We start from the raw sequence: 13,044 nt of genomic DNA, 5'->3' as shown, positions 1-13,044 counted from the left end.
CCGATCAGCACGGTGGGTTTTGGCAATAACGGGCTTGCGAAAGCCAACTTGCACGGGGCGAATGATCAAAAAGTGCTCGCTGGCGGTGATAGGGAAAGTGTCGGCGCCGGCTTCACGGATTCAGGAGTCCGATACCTGCCTTTGAACTGCTGGCGTTGGCACCGTTGCTGCTGCTTTCCATGCTGGTGCCGCTCTCGGTAGCTGGGTGGGGCGTACGCGAAGGCGCCGCAGCAGGTTTATGGATGCTGGTGGGCATGCCGCCTGCGCAGGGCGTGGCCATTTCGCTGGCGTATGGCGTGCTGGTGCTGCTGTCCAGTCTGCCGGGTATCCCCGTGGCACTGGCTCGGCGCGGCCAAGCGAGCCCGGCAAGCTCCCCGGCCTCTTCGAGTGAAGGGGCCATGGGGGCTGCCGCGTCAGGAGCGGCGCAGCTCGACGTCGAACAGCGTGTCGGCGCCGCATCGGAACGAGCGCATCGTGGGGCGCAGCGCCTGCTCCAGGGTGTCGATGGGGGTCATCACCAGCCCGGGCCGCCCCGAACCAATCAACAGCGGGGCCACCAGCAGGTGCAGGCGATCCACGGCCTGGGCTTCTATGAACTGGGAAATGGTGATGCCGCCACCTTCCACCAGAACGCGGTGCAATCCGCGCTCTGCCAGCAGCGCAATGACATCGTGGGGCTGAAATTGCCCATGGGCATTCAGCGGCAGGCAGCACTGCTCGGCAGCGCTGTTCAGCGGGGCTACCTGAGGCCCGGTGATGTGCAGCGTCGCCACGTCGCCTGGTTGAAACAGCGCCAGGGTGGTGGGCACGCGACCGCGTGGGTCCAGCACCACGCGAACCGGGTTGGGCCCATCGACATGGCGCACGGTGAGCTGGGGGTTGTCGGCCGCAGCGGTGCCGGCGCCCACCACCACGGCATCGGCCAGGGCGCGCAGCCGGTGCAGGTGTACCCGGCTTTCAGGGCCGTTGATGTAGTGGGAATGGCCCCTTTCATGGCGCGTGGCTTCGTGAACGGCATGCTGCCTGACCTGTCAGCCACCTTCGATGCCCCACCCATGAGCCAGTTACGCCACTGGCTACAAGAAGATTTTGGCGCAGCGGAACCGTTACCAGGTACGACACCAAGGACGACACCATGATTCAACCCGTCATTCTCAGCGGCGGTAGCGGTACACGGCTGTGGCCGCTTTCCCGGGAACAGATGCCCAAGCAGTTTTTGCGCCTGACCGGCGAGCAAAGCTTGTTACAGCAAACACTGGCTCGGCTTGCGGACATCACCGCACAGCCCGCCATGTTGATGGGCCATCATGCGCATCGTTTTTTGATGGCCGAGCAGCTTCGCGAAGCTGGCCAGCAGGGGCAGGTAGTGCTGGAACCGGAAGGGCGCAATACGGCCCCGGCCATCGCCTGTGCCGCGCTGCTGGCACGCCAGACGGGGGACGACCCGCTTTTGCTGGTGCTGCCCGCCGACCATGTGATTGGAGATGTGGCCGCGTTCACCGACAGCGTGCGGCGGGCCACGCCGTTGGCCGAGCAAGGTTATCTGGTGACCTTTGGCGTCGTGCCGACTCATCCGGAAACCGGTTACGGTTACATTGCCTGCGGCGCGGCGTTGGGAGATGGCCACCATCTGGACGCCTTCGTCGAAAAGCCCCCTCTTGAAAAAGCCAAGGCCCTGCTGGCCGAAGGCAATACGCTGTGGAACAGCGGCATGTTCCTGCTGCGGGCCTCGGATTATCTCGCCGAGCTGGCACGGCTACAGCCCGACATGCTGGCGGCCTGTCAGGCAGCGGTAGACGAGGCGCACCACGATCTCGATTTCCTGCGCTTGCACGAGGCCTCCTTCAAGCGCTGTCCCAGCGAGTCCATCGACTATGCGGTGATGGAGCACTGTGCCAGGGCCGCCGTCGTGCCGCTGGACGCGCGGTGGAGCGACATCGGTAGCTTCGATGCGCTGATGGCCACGCACACCCCTGATGCGGCGGGCAACGTGGTGACCGGTGACGGCGTATTGCGGGATACCCAGCGCTCGCTGGTGGTGGCCAATCATCGCCTGGTGGCGACCCTGGGCGTCGAAGACCTGGTAGTAGTGGAAACGTCGGACAGCGTGCTGGTAGCTCGCCGCGATCATGCACAGGGAGTCAAGCAACTGTTGGCGGCCTTGAGCGAGGCAGGGCGGTGTGAGCCCTGCTCGTCACCGCTGGTGCACCGCCCCTGGGGCAGTTTTCAGGCCATGGACAGTGGCCAGCGCTATCAGGTCAAGCACATTACCGTGCGCCCCGGTGCACGGCTGTCGTTGCAGCGCCATCATCATCGCGCCGAGCACTGGGTGGTGGTGAGCGGCACTGCCAAGGTCACCGTGGAGGAGCGCACCTTTCTGGTCAGCGAGAACCAATCGACCTACATCCCGATAGGGGCGCTGCATCGCCTGGAGAACCCGGGCAAGATTCCGCTGGAGCTGATCGAGGTGCAGTCTGGCAGCTACCTGGGCGAAGATGACATCGAACGGCTGGACGATGTTTACGCGCGCCACAGCGACGACTGAGCCCGCCGCTACTTCTTCAACACAGCTAGATGCTTCTTCACCACAGCCAGCTGCCAGGCCTTGCCGGGGGCTGGCCCTTGCGTACCGCCAGCCAGCCAAGCGTGCAGCGTATGCCCAGCCAAAGGGCCAGCAGCGGCCACAGCAGCGCGCCGAGAAACAGCAGGGTCAAGGTGAACGTGACCAGGAAATAGAGGCTGCCGATCCAGAACGTGCGGATGAGGTAGCGGTAGTGGGCCTGTAGCCAAGGCGCTGCTTCTTTGCGATAGACATAGGCGATAATCACACCGATCAATAGCGTGACATTAGCCGTGACCAGCCCTGCTAAATAGAGGGCATAAATAATTTGCGTGGGACGCGTATCCTGTTTGGGGAGGTACTGCTCAGTCATGCCCATCCTCACTTAATAGAGACGGAAATTGTTGGCGTTAGGCAGCCCTTGCTGCTCTTCCACCACTTTGCGGTAGCGTTTGTACTCCCACTGATACTGCGCCGGGTCCAGGGCAACGGAGGCTTCAACGCTGGCATTCACGCCGGTAGCTGACTCTGTATCATCAGCGCTATACACCCGCTCGTCAGCGTCTAGGAAGTGGATCTCGAAGCCTTTGCCAGGAATACGCAGGGCCACACCGGTGACCACCCGTGCCTGTGTGCGCGCCACCAGCTTGGGTAACAGCGTCGCGGTATAGGAATCGCGGCCATAGAACGGCGCAAACACGCCGCTACCCCAGTCCGGCTCTTGGTCCGGCAAAATACCAATGGCCTCGCTACGTTTCAGCGCTTTGAGCAGCGCCGCCACGCCCCGTGGGTTAGTGGGCACGAGCTTTGCCCCCATGCGCTCGCGGCCATGGCGGATAATCGGCTCCAGCCCTGCGATTTTGGGCGGCTCGTACATAGCGGTAAACGGAAAGTGGCTGGAAAGCCAAAAGTTCAGCACTTCCCAGTTTCCAAAGTGAGGAGCAAGCACGATCACGCCGCGCCCCTCGGCCCGGGCGCTATCCAGCTTGTCGCGGCCATGTACCGCTAGAATGCTGGCTTCTACCTTCTCGGGCGGGGCCATCCAGGCGTGACCGAGTTCCAGCATCGTCGCGGTGGAGTGCTGTAGGCTCTGTTTGGCCAGGGATTGCCGTTGATTGGCAGGCGCGTCGGGGTAGACCACCTTCAGATTGATCTCGGTTACCTTGCGCTCGCGTTTGCTAAAGCGATACACCTGCGGGCCGACCAGAGCCGCAATGCGCCAGAGCCAGCGCACCGGCCAGCGGGAGAGCGTGCGCCATAGCGTTGCAATGGCACGGGCTTGAAAGCGCGATGCAGGGGGAGTTGCCTGTTCGGTCATGGATTACAGTAGCCAGCTATCGACATTGGAGGGCGCGCGCTTCTCCTGCAGCCCTTTAAAGCCCTTTACGCAGCGCACGATAAACCACACGACCAACGCCAACAGCATGGGGAAGCCAACAAGAATCAGGGTAAGCAGCGTAGCGATACTGCCGTAGAGCAGGCCAATCCAGAAGGTGCGGATCTGATAGCGGTAGTGCTCATCTAGCCATACTGGACCTTTGCCGCGGTAGACATAAGCAATAATCACGCCGATTAGTGACGTAAAACCCAACACAAAGCTTGCCAGGTAGAGAGCGTAAATCACCATGGCCATGGTGGTGTCTGGGGCGGGGGAGGTCTCTGAGGGTTTTTCCGACGTAGGGTGTCGGTCAACCACTTCACCTTCCAGCGGAGCGTCATCACGCATGGGCGTACCTTTTCTATTCAGTTTAATTCGAGCATCCTGCGGACACCTTCTCTGCGCGCTATGATAGCGTGGGCAGTGCGACTTATCACCCGCAGGCCACCCACGCCTAGGGTTGAGCGCTTAACGCGCTGCCGGGCGGCAGATTTCCAGCAGGTTGCCGTCGGGGTCGCGCAGGTAAATCGACTCGATGGGGCCGCTGGCACCCTGGCGGGCCACGGGGCCAAGCTCGACCTCGATGGTCAGTGCATCCAGGTGCTGCTTAAACTCGTCCAGCGGTAGCTGGCAGCGCAGGCATAAATCCAGGCTGCCCGGTGTTGGCGTGGCTGAAATGGGCGCGATATCGGTATCGGTTTGGTGCAAGCGCAGGGCCGTGTCACCCAGCATCAAGTCAACGCGCTGAGCGTCCCGATAGCGTACATCCAGGCCTAATACACGAGAGTAAAAATCCACTGCGCGACCCATATCGGTCACGGTAACCACAAGATGATCCAGACCTGAGAGCATGCCTCTTTCCTTAATACAAACGTAAAACCAGAGAATACGATGATGCGACGCTGTCCGCTATGCCACGCGCAGGAGTCTGCGCTGTACCACCAAGACCGTCGCCGTGATTACTACCAGTGTGCCACGTGTGCGCTAGTGTTTGTGCCTAGCGAGCAGCATTTAACCGCTGCCGCCGAAAAAGCCGAGTACGACCAGCACCAAAACTCGCCGCAGGATACGGGATATCGGCGCTTTTTGGGGCGTTTATTTAATCCGTTGGCAACAAAGCTAGCTCCTGGCGCAAGAGGGCTGGATTTTGGCTGCGGCCCTGGGCCAACGCTCTCGGTGATGTTTGAGGAAGCGGGCTTTGATATAGATGTGTATGACATCTTTTACGCGCCCCATGCCGCGAATCTGACTCGCCAGTATGACTTCATTACCGCCACCGAAGTAGTGGAGCACTTGGCGGCACCGGGCGAGGCGCTGAACCAGCGGGTCGCGCAACTGCTACCCGGAGGCTATCTTGGGCTGATGACCAAGCGAGTGACGAGCCAGCAAGCCTTCGCCCGCTGGCACTATATTAACGACCCAACCCACGTCTGCTTTTTTAGTGAAGCGACCTTCCGCTGGTGGGCGGCTGAACAGGGTTTAACAGTCGAATTTACTGGCAACGACGTGGTAATTTTTAGAAAACACTAATCTGCTTGCTATAAGGGCGAAAAAGCATTGACTTTGCGCCTATGGAAGCAATAATTGCGCGCCCGTTTTCTTGCCTGTTTGATGTGATGGCGTGTTAACGGCAACGATTCATCCATTGAGCAAGGTGAGGTACGCATGTCGCGGCAACTGCTGGCCATGGCGTTAGCGCCCCTACTAGGGCTGTTTATTCTTGGGATTGGCAATGGCTTTCTCGCCACGCTGATTACCGTGCGCTTAGACGCAGCAGGTGAATCGGCGACGGTGATCGGGATTGTCTCGTCAGCCTATTTCATCGGCCTGGCCCTGGGGGCCATGTTTAATGATCGCCTGTTGCTGCGCATTGGCCATATTCGTGCTTACGGCAGTTTTGCATCGCTGGTGGCCGTCACCGTGCTGTTGCAGGGGTTGTTCTTCGACCCTTGGGCGTGGTTTGCCCTGCGCCTGGTGGGCGGTTGGGCCACGGTAGGCGTCTATCTGGTCATCGAGAGCTGGCTGTTGACCGCGGGCGACCAGAAAGTGCGTGGCCGCCTGCTGGCACTGTACATGATCTCCCTTTACGCCGCTGGGGTGCTGGGGCAGCTTATGCTCGGTGTCACCAGCGCCATGGGCGACACCGCGCCCTTTATGGTGATTGGCCTGTTGGCGTCGCTCTCGGTACTGCCGATGGCGATGATTCCCCGCGTGTCGCCGCTGATCGAACACGCCGAACCGCTACCGCCTCTCCGCTTGATTACCATGACACCCACCGGCGTGATGGGCAGTCTAGGTTCCGGCATGGTGGTGGCCGCTGCTTATACGCTGCTGCCGCTTTATCTACAGCGCATTGGTATGAGCGTAAACGAGGTAGGTCAGATGATGGCCGTGCTCGTCCTTGGCGCGATGTTGCTGCAGTACCCCATTGGCCGCTGGTCGGATCGCCATGATCGCCAAATGGTGCTGATTGGTATCAGCGCCTTCTGCGTAGTGATTTCAGCGGCCATGCTGTGGTTGCCGCTCTCCACGCCGCTGCTCGCCGTGCTGCTCTTTTTGCTGGGCGGCGGCGTCTTTGCGCTTTACCCGGTGGCCGTTAGTCATGCCGCCGACCGCGCGCCTGCCGGTGCACTGGTGCGCATGAGCCAAGGCCTTTTGTTGATTAACTCGATTGGTGCCACCATCAGCCCGCTGATGATCTCGCCGGTGATGACCGCCATGGGCGATGCTGGCTTGTTCTGGGCGTTTGGCTCACTGAGTCTATTCTTCGTGCTGTTCTTCGGCTGGCGTCGTAGTGTTCGCCCGGCACCGGTACCGGTGGCACCGTTTACGGCCACTGCGCCGATGACCGCCGCAGGTGCTGAGCTGGTGGTGACCGAGGAGCTGGTACAAGGGGCGCTTGAGCACGAGCACCTGGAAGACCTGTCTGACGTTGTGCCTGAGGTCGACGTGGCCGAACCCGTAGTAGGGCCGCCTCAGGAAGACGAGAGCCATATTACCTATTACGACGATGTAGAAACCGAGGTGCGTCGGTAGGTGAACTGCAATATCGAGTAAGGTGAGACCTTGGGCTAATGGTGTGGCGAAAGTAGGGAAACTACTATCAGCGATAGTGTTTTTACTATTTCACCGCATTTGCCTGGGGTTTTGCCATGAATTATTACGCCGCGCCGGTCCGAGATCTGCGCTTTGTGCTCGAAGAGATGTTAGCGCACCGCTCCTTGGCGTTGCCGGGGTTTGAAGAGGCGACGCCTGATCTCGTCGAAGCTGTGCTGGAAGAGGCCGCGAAGCTGGCGGGCGACGTTTGGGGTCCGCTCAACAGCGTTGGCGACCGTCAGGGGGCGAAGCGCCATACTGATGGCAGCGTCACCACTCCTGAAGGCTTTGCCGCCGCCTATCAAGCGTATGTGGAGGGCGGCTGGAACGGTATTGGCGTGTCTGAAGAGCTGGGCGGGCAGAACCTACCCGAAGTGGTTGCCAGTGCGGTGCAGGAGATGCTCCACGGCGCGAACATGGCGTTAGGGCTATGCCCGATGCTCACCGCCGGTGCCATCGAGGCGCTGGCCCATCACGGCAGCGATGCCTTAAAAGCGACCTACCTGCCCAAGCTGGTTGAGGGCTCCTGGACCGGCACCATGAACCTCACCGAACCCCAGGCGGGGTCGGACCTCTCCAAAGTGCGCACCAAAGCCGTTCCGGAAGGCGATCACTACCGCATCAGCGGCCAAAAGATCTACATCACCTGGGGCGAGCACGACGCTGCCGAGAACATCATTCACCTCGTCCTTGCCCGCAAGCCCGATGCCCCGGAAGGTAATAAGGGTATTTCGCTGTTCCTGGTTCCCAAATTTCTGGTGAACGACGATGGCTCGCTTGGCGAGCGTAACGACGTCACCTGCGCCTCCATCGAGCACAAGCTCGGCATTCACGGCTCGCCCACTTGCACGCTGAGCTTTGGGGAAAACGGCGGTGCCGTAGGCTATCTGGTGGGGGAGGAGGGGCGCGGGCTCAACCACATGTTCACCATGATGAACGAGGCGCGCCATAAGGTCGGGATCCAAGGGATTGGCGTGGCCGAACGCGCCTGCCAGCACGCCTTGGCCTACGCGAATGACCGCACTCAGGGCCGCTCCCCCAAACAGCGGGGCGGCAGCGAGTGCACCATTAGCGATCACTTTGACGTGCGCCGGATGCTGCTCTCCATGCGTGCCCGTACCGATGCGCTGCGTGCCCTGGCGCTCTACTGTGCCGGGCAGTTAGATATCGCTCGCCGCGCAGAGAGCGACGCCGAACGCCAAGCCGCTCAGGCCTGCGCCGATGTTCTGATCCCGATTGTGAAGAGTTTCTCGACCGACCAAGCGGTGGATATCGCCTCCATGGGCGTGCAGGTACACGGCGGCATGGGGTACGTGGAAGAGACCGGCGCGGCCCAGCTATTGCGGGATGCGCGCATTGCGCCTATCTATGAAGGCACCAACGGCATTCAAGCGCTGGACTTGGCCGGCCGAAAACTGCAGCGAGACGGCGGTGCGGCACTCTCTGCGCTGATCGATGACGTGCATAAAACGGCCGAAGCGCTGCGGGGTGAAGCGTCGCTGGCCAGCATGGGCAGTGCGCTTGCGGCGGGCGCTGACGACCTGCGCGCCGCCATGGCCTTGGTACTGGAGCAGGGCAGCGACCCTGAACACGGTCCCGATGCCGTACAGGCGTACGCCACGCCGCTGTTGAACCTTGCCGGGCACGTACTGTGCGCTTGGCAAATGGGCATTGCAGCGCTGCATGCCCAACAGGCTGTAGACGGCGGCAGCGATGAGCCGTTTTACCGCGCCAAACTGTGCAGCGCCGAGTTTGCCATTCACCAATGGCTGCCGGTTGGCCGCGCCCAGCGTGCCGTGATTGAGGCTGGTTGGCACTGTTTTAGCCAGTTCGATAGCGCGGCTCACTAACGCCACCGCCGCCTTATGGGCGGCGGTATTCGTTATAAGTGTCCGATAATAAAACGTCCTATAACAACAGCGAGAGTGCAGGAACCGATCATGACCTCCATCTTTGAACAAGACTTACCGCCAACCGCTGCCAACCATGTGCCGCTCTCGCCGCTCACCTTTATCGAGCGCTCGGCGGCCATCTATCCCGATTATCCGGCTGTGGTGCATGGCACGACGCGCCGCACCTGGGCCGAGACCTGGACACGCTGCCGCCAGCTAGCCTCAGCGCTGGAAAAGCGCGACATTCAACCTGGGCAAACGGTGGCCGCCATGCTGCCCAATATTCCCGCGATGTTCGAGGCTCACTTCGGCGTGCCGCTGGCGGGCTGCGTGCTGAATACGCTCAATATTCGCCTCGATGCCGACGCCATTAGCTATATGCTGGCCCACGGCGAAGCCAAGGTGATTCTGGTAGACCCTGAGTTTGCCGAGGTGATTCAAGCGGCAGTGGCCACGCTGGAGAGCAAGCCGCTGATCATCGACGTGGCTGACCCGGAGTTTTTGGGTGAAACCCAAGGCATTGGCGAGCTGGAGTACGAGGCGCTGCTGGCCGAGGGCGACCCGGAGTACGCTTATCAACTGCCCAGCGACGAGTGGCAGGCGATTTCATTGAATTACACGTCTGGGACCACGGGCAAACCCAAAGGGGTGGTGTATCACCATCGCGGTGCCTACCTGAACGCGGTGAGCAACATTCTCGAGTGGGCCATGCCGCACCATCCTGTCTACCTGTGGACGCTACCGATGTTCCACTGCAACGGCTGGTGTTTCCCCTGGACCATTGCCGCCAATGCAGGCGTCAGCGTTTGCTTACGCAAGGTAGACCCCAAACGCATTACCGATTTGATCGCTGCAGAGGGCGTCACTCACTTTAGCGGTGCGCCAATCGTGCTCAATGGGCTGGTGAACCTGCCCGCCGAACAGAAGCGGGTGTTCGATCACCCGGTGAAGGTGACCACCGCCGGTGCCGCGCCACCCGCCTCGGTGATAGCCGGGGTAGAAAAGCTGGGCATTGAAGTGACCCACGTTTATGGCCTGACGGAAGTGTATGGCCCGGTCACGGTATGTGCCTGGCACGCGGCCTGGGACGAACTGCCGCTGGAGTCGCGGGCCAAACTCAAGTCACGCCAAGGCGTGCGCTACCACATGCTGGAAGCGCTCTGCGTCGCCGATCCGGTCACGCTGGAACCCGTTGCCAAGGATGGCCAAACCATCGGCGAAATCCTGATGCGCGGCAACAACGTGATGAAGGGATATCTCAAAAACGCCGAGGCCACGGAAAAAGCGCTGGAGGGCGGCTGGTACCACACGGGCGACTTGGCGGTATGGCATGCCGACGGCTATATCGAGATTAAAGATCGCTCGAAAGATATCATCATCTCGGGCGGTGAAAACATCTCCACCATCGAAGTCGAAGATGCCATTTACAGCCATCCAGCGGTGGAAGAGGCCGCCGTGGTCGCGAAGCCGGATGAAAAGTGGGGCGAAACGCCCTGCGCGTTCGTCAAACTGAAAATAGGTTACGGCGAAGTCACCGAGGCGGATATCATTGCCCACTGCCGTAAGCATCTTGCGAGCTTTAAAGTGCCGAAAACGGTGGTTTTTAGCGAACTGCCCAAAACGTCCACGGGCAAAATTCAAAAATTCGTGCTGCGCGAAGAAGCCAGACAGCACCAGTCAGGGGAACAGCAATGAGCGAACAGCGGATTGGCGTGGTAGGCGCAGGCACCATGGGGCAGGGGATTGCTCAAGTGGTGGCCGCGAGTGGCTTTAACGTGAGGCTCTACGATGTCGCCGATGAGCAGCTCACCCGCGCCAAAAATGCAATCGATAAAGGGCTCGAGAAGCTCGTTGCCAAAGAGAAGATGACGGCAGAGGGCAAGCAGGAAGCGCTGGCTCGGCTTTCGACCACCACGGCGCTGGATGCGCTCAGCGACTGCAGCGTGATCATCGAGGCTGCCCCCGAGCAGCCCGCATTGAAAGAGAAGCTGTTTCGGGATCTCAGCCATTTGAGCAGCGACGCTATTCTGGCGTCGAACACGTCGTCTCTATCACTGACTCGACTGGCGGCGGTCTGCGAGCGCCCTGAGCGGGTGGTAGGCATGCACTTCTTCAACCCGGTGCCGGTACTCAAGTTGGTCGAGGTGATCCGCGCCGAGCAGACCTCGGATGCCACCGTAGAGCGCATCGAAGCGCTGACCAAGGCGCTGGGCAAAACCGCTGTGCCGGTGGGCGATGCGCCTGGCTTTGCCGTGAACCGTTTGCTGGTGCCGATGATCAATGAGGCCGCGTTTATCGTGCAGGAAGGCACCGCCACGCCGGAAGCCATCGATGACGCCATGAAGCTGGGTGCCGCCCATCCCATGGGGCCGCTGGCGCTGGCGGATTTGATTGGCCTGGATGTGTGCTTGGCGATCATGGAAGTGCTGCAGGAAGGTTTTGGCGATCCCAAGTACCGACCCTGCCCGCTGCTCAAGCGCATGGTGGCCGCAGGCTATCTGGGCCGCAAAAGTGGCCGTGGGTTCTATATCTACGAATAGCAGGCAGCGAGCTTAGGGGGCGACAAAAAGCTTAGGGGGCGACAAAAGAAGTGATTGCCACCCAACCAAGCGTTCGCTAGGGTTGAGTGGTAACCACTTCTACGCGCAATAACAATTAAGGAGCCGCCATGAGCGACGCAGTGATCGAGAAGGTTGATAACGATGGCGTGGTACGCCTGACCATTAATCGTCCCAAAGCCTTGAACGCGCTGAACAGCGAAGTGCTCAGCGCTTTGGAAGCGCATCTGGTCGAGTTGGAAGCTCACCCCAGCCTGCGGGCGGTATTGATTACGGGGGCCGGGGAAAAATCCTTTGTGGCCGGGGCAGACATCACCGAAATGCGGGATAAAACCCCCGAAGAGGCCCGCGCATTTGCCAGCCAGGCACTGCGTACCATCAAACGCCTGGAAACACTGCCCGTGCCGGTGGTCGCGCTGGTCAACGGGTTTTGCCTTGGCGGCGGCTGCGAACTGGCGCTGGCCTGCGACTGGGCCGTCGCCAGCGACAACGCCATCTTCGGCCAGCCGGAAGTCCTGCTAGGCGTCATTCCCGGCTTTGGCGGCACCCAGCGCCTGCCGCGCCGAGTCGGCCCCGCCATGGCGATTGATTTGGTCACTACCGGGCGCAAAATCGATGCCCAGGAAGCGCTGCGCATTGGCCTCGTTAACCGCGTAATGCCCCAGGCAGAGCTTGAAAGCTATGTTGAAGAGCTTACCAAACAGCTGAAGGGCAACGGGCCGCTGTCGGTACGCGGGGCCAAACAAGCCGTTCACGACGGCATGGACCAAGACCTAGACAGCGCCCTGGCGCTGGAAACCAGCCTGTTCGCTTTCTGCTTTGCAGGCCAGGAGCAGAAAGAGGGCATGAGCGCGTTTGTCGAAAAGCGTAAACCCAATTTCTAAATTGTATTTATTAAGTTTAAGTTAAGAAGGGGGCGGATGCGCCTAATGCCAGTCAGGCTTAACTGACTGGCATTACTACACTGCGCGCCACTTCTTTTTCGAACGAGACCTTCGCCATGGCGCTGAGCGCTACCCCTTATAAAGTCGATGTTAACCTGACCGACCTGGACCGCAGCGTTTTCGAAACGCTGCGCTTTACGGTGGCTCGCCACCCCTCCGAAACGGAAGAGCGTTTATGCGCTCGGCTAATTGCTTATATCCTCTGGTACAGCGAATCGCTGGCATTTGGGCGTGGGCTATCAGACGTGGACGAGCCAGCGCTTTGGGAAAAAAGCCTGGATGGCCGAGTGCTGCACTGGATAGAGGTCGGTTTGCCCGACGCCGAGCGCTTAACCTGGTGTTCGCGCCGCGCTGAGCGGGTCTCGCTGCTGGCGTATGGCCGCGTGGATATTTGGGAAAGCAAAGTGCTGGCCGCCGTCGCCTCGTTGAAAAATGTTCACGTGGCAGGCCTACCCCAAGAGGCGCTCGCCACCGTGGCAGCGGATTTGCCCCGGGCGATTAACTGGGCGGTCATGATTAGCGATGGTTCACTGTTTATCACCGATGAAAATGGCCAGCATGAGATCACGCCACAGTGGCTGTTACGGGAGCGGTAGGCGGTTTTGTACTAGGTTTA

At 60.4% G+C, this 13,044-nt stretch carries 14 protein-coding genes and 1 pseudogene; 10 read left to right on the top strand and 5 right to left on the bottom strand.

Annotated features, from left to right (window positions below; all coding sequences use genetic code 11):
• Window positions 1-155: 155 nt before the first annotated feature.
• Window positions 156-251: pseudogene (locus tag NH344_RS01165) on the top strand (hypothetical protein); the annotation flags it as partial.
• Between the two features lie 162 nt (window positions 252-413).
• On the opposite strand, the gene NH344_RS01160 reads toward NH344_RS01165, so the two are convergent.
• Window positions 414-935: a RibD family protein gene (locus tag NH344_RS01160; protein WP_253027400.1), complete on the bottom strand. Its 522-nt coding sequence runs from the start codon at window positions 933-935 to the stop codon at window positions 414-416.
• On the opposite strand from NH344_RS01160, the gene NH344_RS01155 reads away from it, so the two are divergent.
• Window positions 858-1,139 carry a hypothetical protein gene (locus tag NH344_RS01155; protein ID WP_253027401.1) on the top strand — a complete coding sequence of 94 codons (282 nt, stop codon included), beginning with the start codon at window positions 858-860 and terminating at the stop codon, window positions 1,137-1,139. The two genes, NH344_RS01160 and NH344_RS01155, sit on opposite strands and share 78 nt — an antisense overlap.
• The gene (locus tag NH344_RS01150) at window positions 1,136-2,545 is read left to right on the top strand and encodes a mannose-1-phosphate guanylyltransferase/mannose-6-phosphate isomerase (protein ID WP_058576951.1); all 1,410 of its coding nucleotides are present in this window, start codon (window positions 1,136-1,138) and stop codon (window positions 2,543-2,545) included. Before NH344_RS01155 ends, NH344_RS01150 begins: the two co-directional genes overlap by 4 nt.
• Before the next feature lie 37 nt (window positions 2,546-2,582).
• On the opposite strand, the gene NH344_RS01145 is transcribed toward NH344_RS01150, so the two are convergent.
• The 4 genes from NH344_RS01145 to NH344_RS01130 all read right to left on the bottom strand — a co-directional run bounded on the left by NH344_RS01145 (window position 2,583) and on the right by NH344_RS01130 (window position 4,790).
• Window positions 2,583-2,933: a hypothetical protein gene (locus NH344_RS01145; protein ID WP_058576950.1), complete on the bottom strand. Its 351-nt coding sequence runs from the start codon at window positions 2,931-2,933 to the stop codon at window positions 2,583-2,585.
• Between the two features lie 12 nt (window positions 2,934-2,945).
• The gene (locus tag NH344_RS01140) at window positions 2,946-3,878 is read right to left on the bottom strand and encodes a lysophospholipid acyltransferase family protein (protein ID WP_253027396.1); all 933 of its coding nucleotides are present in this window, start codon (window positions 3,876-3,878) and stop codon (window positions 2,946-2,948) included.
• Between the two features lie 3 nt (window positions 3,879-3,881).
• A complete protein-coding gene (locus NH344_RS01135) occupies window positions 3,882-4,286 on the bottom strand; it encodes a DUF4870 domain-containing protein (RefSeq protein ID WP_054640928.1) in 405 nt (134 codons plus the stop codon).
• 120 nt (window positions 4,287-4,406) lie between these two features.
• On the bottom strand, window positions 4,407-4,790 hold the full coding sequence (locus tag NH344_RS01130) for a VOC family protein (protein WP_253027395.1): 384 nt from the start codon (window positions 4,788-4,790) through the stop codon (window positions 4,407-4,409).
• 39 nt (window positions 4,791-4,829) lie between these two features.
• Between NH344_RS01130 and NH344_RS01125 the strand changes: the two genes are divergently transcribed.
• The 7 genes from NH344_RS01125 (at window position 4,830) to NH344_RS01095 (ending at window position 13,024) form a co-directional block, all read left to right on the top strand.
• A complete protein-coding gene (locus tag NH344_RS01125; protein ID WP_137093238.1) occupies window positions 4,830-5,468 on the top strand; it encodes a class I SAM-dependent methyltransferase in 639 nt (212 codons plus the stop codon).
• Window positions 5,469-5,603: 135 nt separating this feature from the next.
• Window positions 5,604-6,974 carry an MFS transporter gene (locus NH344_RS01120; RefSeq protein ID WP_062373503.1) on the top strand — a complete coding sequence of 457 codons (1,371 nt, stop codon included), beginning with the start codon at window positions 5,604-5,606 and terminating at the stop codon, window positions 6,972-6,974.
• Between the two features lie 116 nt (window positions 6,975-7,090).
• Window positions 7,091-8,884 (top strand): acyl-CoA dehydrogenase, encoded by a 1,794-nt coding sequence (locus tag NH344_RS01115; RefSeq protein WP_213262286.1) that lies wholly within the window; start codon window positions 7,091-7,093, stop codon window positions 8,882-8,884.
• Between the two features lie 90 nt (window positions 8,885-8,974).
• Window positions 8,975-10,621 carry an acyl-CoA synthetase gene (locus tag NH344_RS01110; RefSeq protein WP_213262285.1) on the top strand — a complete coding sequence of 549 codons (1,647 nt, stop codon included), beginning with the start codon at window positions 8,975-8,977 and terminating at the stop codon, window positions 10,619-10,621.
• The gene (locus NH344_RS01105) at window positions 10,570-11,466 is read left to right on the top strand and encodes a 3-hydroxybutyryl-CoA dehydrogenase (RefSeq protein ID WP_081139087.1); all 897 of its coding nucleotides are present in this window, start codon (window positions 10,570-10,572) and stop codon (window positions 11,464-11,466) included. Before NH344_RS01110 ends, NH344_RS01105 begins: the two co-directional genes overlap by 52 nt.
• 128 nt (window positions 11,467-11,594) lie before the next feature.
• Window positions 11,595-12,368 carry an enoyl-CoA hydratase-related protein gene (locus NH344_RS01100; protein ID WP_054640930.1) on the top strand — a complete coding sequence of 258 codons (774 nt, stop codon included), beginning with the start codon at window positions 11,595-11,597 and terminating at the stop codon, window positions 12,366-12,368.
• A 116-nt stretch (window positions 12,369-12,484) separates the two neighbouring features.
• The gene (locus NH344_RS01095; protein WP_062359333.1) at window positions 12,485-13,024 is read left to right on the top strand and encodes a YaeQ family protein; all 540 of its coding nucleotides are present in this window, start codon (window positions 12,485-12,487) and stop codon (window positions 13,022-13,024) included.
• The last annotated feature ends 20 nt before the right edge of the window (window positions 13,025-13,044 follow it).

The sequence above is a fragment of the Halomonas sp. Ps84H-12 genome (assembly GCF_024124725.1).
Lineage (GTDB): Bacteria > Pseudomonadota > Gammaproteobacteria > Pseudomonadales > Halomonadaceae > Vreelandella > Vreelandella aquamarina.
This window is presented reverse-complemented; position numbering and strand designations above follow the sequence as displayed.

What these genes read in the sequence shown, in the direction of transcription:
- NH344_RS01125 (WP_137093238.1), top strand. Translation starts at nt 4,830, where the DNA reads ATGATGCGACGCTGTCCGCTATGCCACGCGCAGGAGTCTGCGCTGTAC.
- NH344_RS01120 (WP_062373503.1), top strand. Translation starts at nt 5,604, where the DNA reads ATGTCGCGGCAACTGCTGGCCATGGCGTTAGCGCCCCTACTAGGGCTG.
- NH344_RS01100 (WP_054640930.1), top strand. Translation starts at nt 11,595, where the DNA reads ATGAGCGACGCAGTGATCGAGAAGGTTGATAACGATGGCGTGGTACGC.
- NH344_RS01130 (WP_253027395.1), bottom strand. Translation starts at nt 4,790, where the DNA reads ATGCTCTCAGGTCTGGATCATCTTGTGGTTACCGTGACCGATATGGGT.
- NH344_RS01135 (WP_054640928.1), bottom strand. Translation starts at nt 4,286, where the DNA reads ATGCGTGATGACGCTCCGCTGGAAGGTGAAGTGGTTGACCGACACCCT.
- NH344_RS01155 (WP_253027401.1), top strand. Translation starts at nt 858, where the DNA reads ATGGCGCACGGTGAGCTGGGGGTTGTCGGCCGCAGCGGTGCCGGCGCC.
- NH344_RS01150 (WP_058576951.1), top strand. Translation starts at nt 1,136, where the DNA reads ATGATTCAACCCGTCATTCTCAGCGGCGGTAGCGGTACACGGCTGTGG.
- NH344_RS01115 (WP_213262286.1), top strand. Translation starts at nt 7,091, where the DNA reads ATGAATTATTACGCCGCGCCGGTCCGAGATCTGCGCTTTGTGCTCGAA.
- NH344_RS01110 (WP_213262285.1), top strand. Translation starts at nt 8,975, where the DNA reads ATGACCTCCATCTTTGAACAAGACTTACCGCCAACCGCTGCCAACCAT.
- NH344_RS01095 (WP_062359333.1), top strand. Translation starts at nt 12,485, where the DNA reads ATGGCGCTGAGCGCTACCCCTTATAAAGTCGATGTTAACCTGACCGAC.
- NH344_RS01145 (WP_058576950.1), bottom strand. Translation starts at nt 2,933, where the DNA reads ATGACTGAGCAGTACCTCCCCAAACAGGATACGCGTCCCACGCAAATT.
- NH344_RS01140 (WP_253027396.1), bottom strand. Translation starts at nt 3,878, where the DNA reads ATGACCGAACAGGCAACTCCCCCTGCATCGCGCTTTCAAGCCCGTGCC.